Source organism: Ruegeria sp. BG10 (genome assembly GCF_056538575.1).
The window spans coordinates 23,626-32,558 of the sequence record NZ_JBQFTI010000010.1 but is presented as its reverse complement, the minus strand read 5'-3'; the positions used below and the strand labels follow the sequence as shown (position 1 = coordinate 32,558).

Below are 8,933 nucleotides of genomic sequence, written 5' to 3'. Positions count from 1 at the left end.
TGCGGAAGAACGAATTAACGTAACTTTATAAGTAACGTGACTTGTTGTGTCAATATCATGTGCTTTTATTTGTCACATGACCGTACTTGCCCTAAACTGCCGAGTGGGGAGGAACCGATGAGAACCGACAGCCGACTATCCCGCGTTTTGCACGTCCTGATGCACCTTGGTGAGACAGAGGAACCGATGACATCAGAACTGATCGGGCAAATGCTCAATACCAATCCTTCTCTAGTCCGGCGCACGATGGGGCTATTGCGGAAGGCAGGTATCGTTGGTTCGTCGAAAGGACATGGTGGCGGCTGGTATCTTGAGAAGCCGCTGGCAGATCTGTCGCTAACAGATGTCTACTCTGCCTTAGGCGAGCCAAAACTCTTTGCAATTGGCGCGTCGGATGACACGCCAACTTGCTTGTTAGAGCGATCAGCAAATGCCGCGACGCAAAGGGCACTTGATGCGGCGCGCGAGAGTTTCTTGCAAACCCTTGCCAGTCAGAGTGTTGAAGACCTCATCGAACTATCACGCGCAGAAATCGCAGCATACCAGGCGCGGGCATCGACTAGTACTGAATAGCAGTTGACCAATGTAATTGTGTTGACGACGGAGATTTGCTGTTCCACGCCACATGCACTGATCACGCATCAATGAGAGCCAGAAGCTTGACACTTCACTTGATCCTTTGAACTCGGATTGTGCTTGGGCTGGCGCGAAGCACGGCATCAAAGCGGCGGCCGATACAGCGGTTGCCGCCGCCCCAGTTCGGCCAAGCTTGGGTGGGTGCAAAGGGCGTCATGGACTTGTCTATCGTTGGCAGAAGTCAGGCAGCCACTTGCACCACCATCTCCACCTCGATCTGAAGCTCCGGCCCCGCAAGAGCGGTTACTCCAATGCCGGTCAGGCTCGGCATTGCACCGTTTAGAAAGCGCAGGATGGCGCCCATCGCGATCTCTTGTGTCTCGTCCCGCAGGTCAGTCATGTAGACGCGCATCTGGATGATGTCGTCAGACGTCGCCTGAAGCGCATCGAGCGCTCCTTGCAGGTTCTCGATGACGATAGCAGTCTGCTCGACTAACGACGTGGGCGTTGGTGTCCCATCAGGCCGCCAAGCCACCTGACCAGATACAAATGCAAGTGCACCGGGATGCGCGATGGAGATTTGCGAATACCCGACCTTGCTCGCATCCGGCAACATCGGAGGGTTCATACGATCAATTGCTGTGGACATGTCTTTCTCCATTTGTGGACGGTCTTGGCGAAAGACGTAGGCTTTATAAACATCGAATATAGATCGCTTCAGCTGCGAACTTCATGCTACAAAGGGGCATGATTGGATCGAAAGTGAATGACATCCTCCTGTTTCTTACGGTCGTCGAAACCGGAAGCTTCGTGGCCGCCGGAAAGATGTTTGGGCTGTCACGATCCACGGCCGGAAAGGCCATCGCGCGACTGGAGGATGGATACGGTGCCCGGCTATTGAACCGAAACACGCGCGCAATGGGCCTGACCGAAGAAGGCAAGCGCCTTTATGAACACGGGCTGGCTATTCGTGAAGCAATCGAGGCCGCCGACGACAGCATCGCCAGTGATAGCGGCGTGCCGCGCGGCGTCTTGAGAATAACGGCTCCGGACGCGCTTGGCCGAATCCTCTTGCTGCCCACGGTGCGCCGATATCTTGACACCTGGCCTGATACCCAGATCGAGATGTCGCTCTCTGATCGGGTCGACAACATCGTCGAAAAGGGGTTTGACCTTGCAATCCGGATCGGTGTGAGTTCTCCCGATCAAGGGTTCATTGCGCGTACGCTTCTCCGGGATGAAGCAGTCTTATGTGCCGCGCCGACCTATTTTTACGAGCGCGAAAGACCGTTGAATGTTGAACAGCTTACGCGCCACGATCTGCTTCAGTTCGCAAGCCGGAGCGAGCGGCAAGGCTGGAATCTGCAAGAAGATGACGGCACTTGGGTTCGCGCTCAGGGGCAAGTCCGCCTCCGTCTCGACAGCGCAGAGGCCCTACGAGCGACGGCGTTAGAAGGCCTTGGCATCGCATTATTGCCGCAACTTCTGGTCGGCACCGACATTGCAGAGGGTCGTCTTGAGAAGGTTCTGCCCCACCTTGACCATGGTCAGCTTCCGATCCTGGCACTTTATCCACACAAACGTCTGCTGGAGCCACGTGTACGACGCTTCATCGACATGCTGAGTGAGGATCTCCAGAAGCTTCCTTCTGGCAATGGGAGTTAATCCGAGTTTCCAAAGTTCATTGCGATGCGGAACTCTGGATGCAGGGGCCCGTGTCACAGTTCCCTGCATTTGGCGTAAGTGACAGGTCAGCCTCAAACCTCAGTAACTTAGTATTTGTGCTGCCCATCAAAATCGGCCTTCCCAATATAAAGTCCGGCGTGGCGCAATCCCGCATACGCCTGGGATAAGTGAAACAGCATGTTTGGAAAGGCAAAGCGGATAACGTAATCGGCGGCGGATTGTTTCAATTTCGCTTTTCCGGCGACATGGGTGACTTCTGAATTCCAATCAAATGACTGAGCAGAGGACAGAGCTTCAGAAACGTCTTGGTACAACGTCTTAAGGCTCGACAAACTGTAAGGTTCTACGATTTCAGGCACTGGATGACCGGCAGGAAGGCACAGCGCACGCGCGGCAAATTGGATGGCCACTGCGAGGTGGAATCCAGTGTCAAAAGTATCCGGAGCAAGTTGGACCGCAAGGAGTTCTTTCGAATTTGGTTGCGCGGCGATAGCCTCTAGCAGCTTACCGGACTGCTCCAAATAGTACTCAATTGCTGGAGAAAGAGCATCGTCAAATTGCGTATTTCCAATCATCGAGATCTCCTGTTACGTGAATCTATTTTCCAAAATCATGCCCTCGCTCGATGTTTCGGCAGCATCGGCAAAAACGTGTCGAAATCGATTAGATCGTTCAAGCCTACGCGAAGGTCAGCTAAGGACACACGCATCTCACATGTTCGCTGTCTCAGCCACGCGCATCTTGATATCTTTTCTCTGCGTCCAAGCTTCCAGATTTTGCTGAACGAATTGATCGATGGAAGTTGGCAACGAGCCTGTCAATTTGAGCACATCGGTAGTGACACGATCCTCTGACCCGCCAGCGATTGCGCCGTCCATAGCAGCCAAAGTCTTTGCATACTCTTCCGGCAACCCGAGGCTCTGATTACGATCCACCAGTTCTTCGACGGTTAGAGGATGGTGGATGATCTGCCGCCCTAATTGACTGCTTAGCACCTCAGCAACCACATCATAAGAAATCGCTTCCGGGCCAGTGAGAGTATAGTCCGTGTTTTCGACTGAGGGAGCGACCAGCAGCGCCGTTGCACAGGCTGCTATATCGCCAACATCGATAAAGCCAACTCGGCCGTCCCCTGTTGCTGTGTAGATGGCGGATTCATCGCGAATGGGATCTCGGTGATGAAGCTCTGAGAAGTTCTGCATGAACCAGGTTGGACGCAACACGGCCCATTCCGGAGCGTTAGAGCGCAGCCAGGCGTGGACTGCGCCCATCATGGGCCCTCCCTCTTCCAAAGAAGAGGCACTGAGCAGCACGAAGCGTTGGACGCCCGCGGAAAGTGCCGCCTCAAGACCGGGCTGCATGGCTCCCAGTGAATCCACGGTGTCCGTGGGTGCTACGAGATAAACAGCTCTGACGCCTTCAAACGCGGCATCAAATGTCGATGGGCCTTTCCAGTCAAAGCGCGCATCGTTTTCACCTTTTGGGCTACGTGTGCCTACGCGCGGAGAGACGCCTTTTGCTTTCAACTGTTCGACAACGCGGCTGCCGGTTTTCCCAGTACCGCCGGTAACAAGAATGGAGTTAGCCATCGATAAAGTCTCCCAGTTTGGATTTCAGAACTTCGACGCCTCCGACAGCATTCAGCAGAACCAGAGGGTTCCAGTAATCGCGATAGCGCGTGATACGTCCGTTTTGGACCTCGATGACCGAGATGTAGTTCTGATCGTAGCGCCCGGCCTCGCCTTTGCCTTTGCAGGAGAACTCCAAAACAAAGGTTTCACCGTCTTTGGCAACATGGGTGACTGCCGGGCTCATGGATTCAAAACTAATGAGGCCTCCGGCTTTTGGCAGATAGGCGGCCATCGTGTCTCGGCCGCGGAGTTCTCGCACCGAGCCTTCTGGAGCAAACGGGAACTCGAACACGATGCCTTCGTCACACATGTCTAGGAAGTTCTCGCCTGCTTCTGCGATGATTGCATCTCCGAGGGCGGTGCGTAGCATCGCGCCAAAGCTGGGTATCGTGTTAGTGTCGGACATGGTCTCTCCTAACTTCATGTTGAACTTTGTTGAGGGGGTCGATGTGAGTGGTGACTTGTTTTATGTCGCTTTTCCGAACTGCATGATAAGAACACCGGAGACTGACAGCACAGCACCAGTGATGCGATAGAAGTCCGCTGGTCGAGCAGCGTTTCCAAGTAGCCCGCTCTGGTCCAGGATGAGTGCCATCGCCATTTGTCCGGCGACGACTGCGGCAATAAAAGCGGCGGCCCCAAAGCGTGGGATCAGAACCATGGTCGCCATCACGTAAATGACACCGATCACACCTCCTACCCACGCCCAGGGAGGAGCCGCATATAGTGATGATAAGCTTGGCAATGTCGGTCGAAGCCATGCTATGCCGACCACCAGGCAAACGAATGAAATTCCAAACGACAACAGAGTTGCCCAGAGCGGGTGACCAGCCGCGCGGCTAAGCTCTGCGTTCATTCCGGCATGGATGGGTATCAAGGCCCCGCAAAGCAGAGGCGCAAACCACAGAAGTGCGATTTTCGGGTCCATCTTCGCGTCCTTTCATCAGCCGCCAAAAACGGGTTGCGGTATCGACAAGTTTGCCTCAAAGTACAACGGAACGATACCGTTTCGTCCTATATAAAGGAGAATCACGATGGAACGCAAGAGTTCCGACGTAAAAAATCCTGATCGGCCGCGCCGGAAGCCGGCTGGGGCTGCCGTTTTGCAAGACACAGTGACGGAAGCAATCCAACGCGCGTTGTTCGAGGAATGGGCGGAAACGGGTTACTCGGCTCTACGAATGGAGCGCATTGCGGCTCGCGCAGGTGTCGGAAAGGCGGCGCTCTATCGACGTAGTAAATCCAAGTTTGAACTGGTGACTGAAGCGGTGAAATCAGCGGCCACGAATATCACTCCAATTCCTGACACAGGATCTTTTGAGAAGGACGTTGCCAGGCTTATGCGCAGGATGGCTGCAACTCTGCGTCATCCGCTTGTGAGGCGGATTCTACCGGACCTACATGCTGAGCACGCTCGTTCTGATGAATTGGCGGAATTGCTGGAGAGTGTGACGCGGGATCGCCGGGCCCAGGCAATGGTCATGCTGGACAGAGCTAGCGAGCGTGGTGAGCTTTCAAAAGACGCAGATAAGGGCGTGGTGCTCGATATGTTCATCGCGCCGCTGTATTGGCACGTCATCGTTCAGCAAAGACCGGTCAGATCAGCGGACATCCAAAGATTTACAAAACTGGTGCTCAACTCTAGCGGTTAGTGGCCTCAGTACAAATACACTCCAGAGCAAAGGTTGCATGCCAAGCCATTGTGCGGCATTTGATTCAGCAAGGAGATGCCCGTGATGTCCACTCACCGCAAGCTTGTTGCGATCTTGATTGCTGACATCGTTGGGTTTAGCCGGCTGATTGGTATCGCTGAAGAAGACACGCTTCTAAATGTCCGAGTTGTCCAACAGGATGTTATCAATCCCGCGATTGACGCACATGGCGGTCGACTTGTTAAGCGCACTGGCGACGGTGTACTGACAGAATTCCGCAGTGTGGTCGAGGCCGTGCGCTGCGCAATGGCAATTCAGAGCGCCATGCACGAACGCAATTCTGGAGCACCCAGCGACGAGCGCATTGATTTCCGAATTGGCATTCATCTTGGAGACGTAGTGGAGGAAAGCGATGGTGACCTTATGGGCGACGGTGTCAACGTAGCTGCCCGGCTCGAAGGTCTGTCTCGGCCGGGCGGGATTTGCATTTCCGAGGATGCATATCGGCAGGTGCGGTCGCATTTGGGCGTAGAAATCCAGGATATGGGCGAGCATCGGCTCAAGAATATTACTGATCCAATACGAGTTTATTCCATTGGACCACCTGCTTCCCCCGCTTCACATTCAAATACCGCCCAATCGAAGTCTGTGATCGAGAAACCGTCAATCGCCGTTCTTCCATTTATCAATATGTCGGGAGACACCAAACAGGACTATTTTGTTGATGGTATGGTCGAGGACATCGTCACGTCCCTTTCGCGTTTTAGCGAACTCAGGGTGATCTCTCGTAATTCCACTTTGGCGTACAAAGGTCAAACGGTAGACGCACGTCAAGTTGGGCGTGATCTTGGAGTGCGTTTTGTACTCGAAGGCAGCGTTCGAAAGTTTGAAGACCAGGTCCGCATTACAGGACAGCTAGTGGATGCACTAACTGGTGTGCATCTATGGGCGAACAGATTCGACGCGCGTTTGGAAAACATTTTCGAGCTTCAGGATCGTTTGACCGCCAGTGTTGTTGGTGAGTTGGAACCAACGATGCTCAAAGCCGAAATCCAGCGAGCGCTCCAAACTCCGACGGCTCATTTAGGAGCTTACGATCTTTACCTTCAGGCATTGCCGCATGTCTATGTCGTTCGTGAAGACCACAATACCCAGGCGCTTGATTTGCTTGAACGGGCCATCAATTTGGATCCCAAGTACGCACCTGCCCTTGCCCATGTGGGGTGGTGCCTCGTCCAACGCATAATGCACCGTTGGCCACCTCAATGTGAAAATGATCGAATACGCGCGTTAGCCTTGGCACGCAGGGCGCTTGCAACCGGAAGTGACGACGCAAAGACTGTGGTACTTGGTGGGTTTGTTCTGGCCATGCTGAAGGCAGATTTTGATGCCGGATTGGAAGCCGTGCAACGCGCGATTAGGTTGAATCCGGGCTCCGGATTTGTTGCTGCCATTGCCGGTAGCGTTCTGATCTTCGGGGACGAAATTGAACAGGGTTTGCGACAACTCGAAAAAGCGATGTCCTTAAGCCATAACGACCCGGAACTTTTTGCTCAGCTCTCCGTTGCAGCTGTGGGATGGTTATTCGCGGGAGAGCCGGAAAGGGCAATAGAGTTTGCTAAGCGTTCAAATGTTTTGAATCCGGAATGGGCCTCAACGCGATGGGTTCTTATTGCCGCATATTCTGAAGTTGGTCGCCTGGAAGATGCCCGTGCTACCGCTAAGTCTCTGCTTGAGGCCAATCCAGATGCCACAGCATCTTTCTATGAACGGGTCTTGCCGATACGCAACTCAGACTGGCGCGCGAAAGTGGTTCAAAGCCTCATCCAGGCGGGTGTTCCACCATAAGCTTTATTAGACCAGCGGGCTCTTGGATTTGATCGCTGCCGCCGTAAGTCACACCGTAGTACTTCTGCGATTAAGGAACCCAGTCTTGGTGGGTAATCGCATAGTTCAACGCTTCGAGATCTTCAGCCAGCTGGCTGTATGAGATTGGCCCTCCCAGGCACACCCTGACCGCTTCGTCGGGTGCACCTGTTACGGTAAAGGCGTTACTCGGCATGACTCCTACTTGACGATTGGCCATGTGGCTCATCACGTCAGCTCGGTTCGACCCTTCGGGCAGCTTGAGCCAGATATTGAATGCTTCGTTGCTGCTGACGAAGTCTTGGTCCTGCATAATCTTGGCCGCCAAATTCTGTCTGCGGTTCGCCTCTTTGCGGACGAACTTTTGCACCGCCGCGGCTGTGCCATCCTCAATCCATCGCGCCATCAGAGCTGTTGTGATTGGTGACGCCATGACATTCGATGCCTGCAAAGCCCGCGTGAAATGGGTTTTCGACGGCCCAGATGGAACCACCGTAAGCGCAAGCCTCAAACCAGCGCCCAGACATTTCGAAAGACCCGCGATGTACCACCCCAATTCGGGAATCTGCTGTGAGATAGGCGGTGGAGCATCCGATGACACAAAACGACAAGCGTCATCTTCAATCAAAGGCAAACCGTACTTGTCCAAAACGGACGCGATCTGCTGACGTCTTTCCATCGGAATTGTAAGCGTCAGGGGATTTTGCAGCGTCGGGTTCAGATAAAGAGCAGTAGGTGCGTGCTCTTGGATAGCGGCATCCAGATCACCAGGAAGAATACCGCTGTCGTCTGATCTCACGCCGACAAGCTGAATACCGAGTTGGGCCGCGATGGCGCGAATACCGGGATAGGTCACGCGCTCACAGATCACAGTGTCTCCGGGCTTGGTGAGCAGCGTCAGGATCGACAGCAAACTGGCATGTGCGCCAGGCGTGATTGCCAATTGGTCTGCTGTAACGTCGATACCGTTGATATTCATCCAGCGTGCTGCGGTCTCCCGGTCCTGCCGGCTGCCGATAATCGATTGGTAACGAAGCAGAGGAACAAGGTTCGCAGCAACATGTGTGAGGCCTTGTTCCATACGGACCACCAGAGCCGGATCATCTGGCTCTGGGGGCATGTTCATATTCGGGTCTTCTTCAAGCGCGCGGCGCGGGTCCGCTGTTACTGAAGTTTCTTCTGGTTTCCGGATAAACGAGCCCCGGCCGACAAAAGTGTCGATATACCCTCGCTTCGCAGCCTCAGAATATCCGCGTGACACGGTTGTGAAATCCAAGCCGACAAGCTTGGCGACGCTGCGTTGAGGCGGAAGCCTGTCACCTGCATCTAGCACACCTGTCTCTATATCATGTCTGATCGCTTCCGCGATCTGGACATAGAGTGGTTTCCCGTCGTCGCGCAGATTCGGTGTCCATGATTTCAAGGCATCATTCCATTCAATATAGAAGATTGTGTCTGTCACTTTTAACCAGATTACAGGCGTATTTCAACATATTGTCGCATCTGTCATCATATTGATTGG

The 8,933-nt window shown here is 53.8% G+C and carries 10 protein-coding genes; 4 read left to right on the top strand and 6 right to left on the bottom strand.

From position 1 onward, the window contains the following. Window positions 1-117 precede the first annotated feature (117 nt). Window positions 118-573, top strand: coding sequence for an RrF2 family transcriptional regulator (locus tag ACR0D8_RS22000; RefSeq protein WP_480649668.1), 456 nt, complete (start codon window positions 118-120; stop codon window positions 571-573). A gap of 244 nt (window positions 574-817) precedes the next feature. Here the strand turns inward: ACR0D8_RS22000 and ACR0D8_RS21995 are convergent, their stop codons facing one another. Then, entirely contained in the window at window positions 818-1,225 is a 408-nt protein-coding gene (locus ACR0D8_RS21995; protein ID WP_480649667.1) for a RidA family protein, read from the bottom strand. 113 nt (window positions 1,226-1,338) lie between these two features. Between ACR0D8_RS21995 and ACR0D8_RS21990 the strand changes: the two genes are divergently transcribed. Continuing rightward, window positions 1,339-2,241, top strand: a complete 903-nt coding sequence (locus tag ACR0D8_RS21990; RefSeq protein ID WP_480649666.1) for a LysR family transcriptional regulator — start codon at window positions 1,339-1,341, stop codon at window positions 2,239-2,241. A gap of 107 nt (window positions 2,242-2,348) precedes the next feature. On the opposite strand, the gene ACR0D8_RS21985 is transcribed toward ACR0D8_RS21990, so the two are convergent. The 4 genes from ACR0D8_RS21985 to ACR0D8_RS21970 form a co-directional block, all read right to left on the bottom strand. Continuing rightward, window positions 2,349-2,837, bottom strand: coding sequence for a DUF1993 family protein (locus ACR0D8_RS21985; RefSeq protein WP_480649665.1), 489 nt, complete (start codon window positions 2,835-2,837; stop codon window positions 2,349-2,351). A 135-nt stretch (window positions 2,838-2,972) separates the two neighbouring features. Next, window positions 2,973-3,851: an ergot alkaloid biosynthesis protein gene (locus ACR0D8_RS21980; protein WP_480649664.1), complete on the bottom strand. Its 879-nt coding sequence runs from the start codon at window positions 3,849-3,851 to the stop codon at window positions 2,973-2,975. Further along, window positions 3,844-4,299: a nuclear transport factor 2 family protein gene (locus ACR0D8_RS21975; RefSeq protein WP_480649663.1), complete on the bottom strand. Its 456-nt coding sequence runs from the start codon at window positions 4,297-4,299 to the stop codon at window positions 3,844-3,846. The genes ACR0D8_RS21980 and ACR0D8_RS21975 overlap by 8 nt, the downstream gene beginning before the upstream one ends. 60 nt (window positions 4,300-4,359) lie before the next feature. After that, window positions 4,360-4,821 (bottom strand): DMT family transporter, encoded by a 462-nt coding sequence (locus ACR0D8_RS21970; RefSeq protein ID WP_480649662.1) that lies wholly within the window; start codon window positions 4,819-4,821, stop codon window positions 4,360-4,362. Between the two features lie 106 nt (window positions 4,822-4,927). Here ACR0D8_RS21970 and ACR0D8_RS21965 point away from each other — a divergent pair, with 106 nt between their 5' ends. Continuing rightward, a complete protein-coding gene (locus tag ACR0D8_RS21965; protein WP_480649661.1) occupies window positions 4,928-5,545 on the top strand; it encodes a TetR/AcrR family transcriptional regulator in 618 nt (205 codons plus the stop codon). A gap of 84 nt (window positions 5,546-5,629) precedes the next feature. After that, window positions 5,630-7,393 (top strand): adenylate/guanylate cyclase domain-containing protein, encoded by a 1,764-nt coding sequence (locus ACR0D8_RS21960; RefSeq protein WP_480649660.1) that lies wholly within the window; start codon window positions 5,630-5,632, stop codon window positions 7,391-7,393. Window positions 7,394-7,463: 70 nt separating this feature from the next. On the opposite strand, the gene ACR0D8_RS21955 is transcribed toward ACR0D8_RS21960, so the two are convergent. Continuing rightward, window positions 7,464-8,873 (bottom strand): aminotransferase-like domain-containing protein, encoded by a 1,410-nt coding sequence (locus tag ACR0D8_RS21955; protein ID WP_480649659.1) that lies wholly within the window; start codon window positions 8,871-8,873, stop codon window positions 7,464-7,466. Window positions 8,874-8,933: the final 60 nt, after the last annotated feature.

Excerpts from the sequence above, each read along its gene's own strand:
- ACR0D8_RS21985 (WP_480649665.1), bottom strand. The coding sequence starts at position 2,837 with ATGATTGGAAATACGCAATTTGACGATGCTCTTTCTCCAGCAATTGAG.
- ACR0D8_RS21970 (WP_480649662.1), bottom strand. The coding sequence starts at position 4,821 with ATGGACCCGAAAATCGCACTTCTGTGGTTTGCGCCTCTGCTTTGCGGG.
- ACR0D8_RS21975 (WP_480649663.1), bottom strand. The coding sequence starts at position 4,299 with ATGTCCGACACTAACACGATACCCAGCTTTGGCGCGATGCTACGCACC.
- ACR0D8_RS21980 (WP_480649664.1), bottom strand. The coding sequence starts at position 3,851 with ATGGCTAACTCCATTCTTGTTACCGGCGGTACTGGGAAAACCGGCAGC.
- ACR0D8_RS21995 (WP_480649667.1), bottom strand. The coding sequence starts at position 1,225 with ATGTCCACAGCAATTGATCGTATGAACCCTCCGATGTTGCCGGATGCG.
- ACR0D8_RS21960 (WP_480649660.1), top strand. The coding sequence starts at position 5,630 with ATGTCCACTCACCGCAAGCTTGTTGCGATCTTGATTGCTGACATCGTT.
- ACR0D8_RS22000 (WP_480649668.1), top strand. The coding sequence starts at position 118 with ATGAGAACCGACAGCCGACTATCCCGCGTTTTGCACGTCCTGATGCAC.
- ACR0D8_RS21965 (WP_480649661.1), top strand. The coding sequence starts at position 4,928 with ATGGAACGCAAGAGTTCCGACGTAAAAAATCCTGATCGGCCGCGCCGG.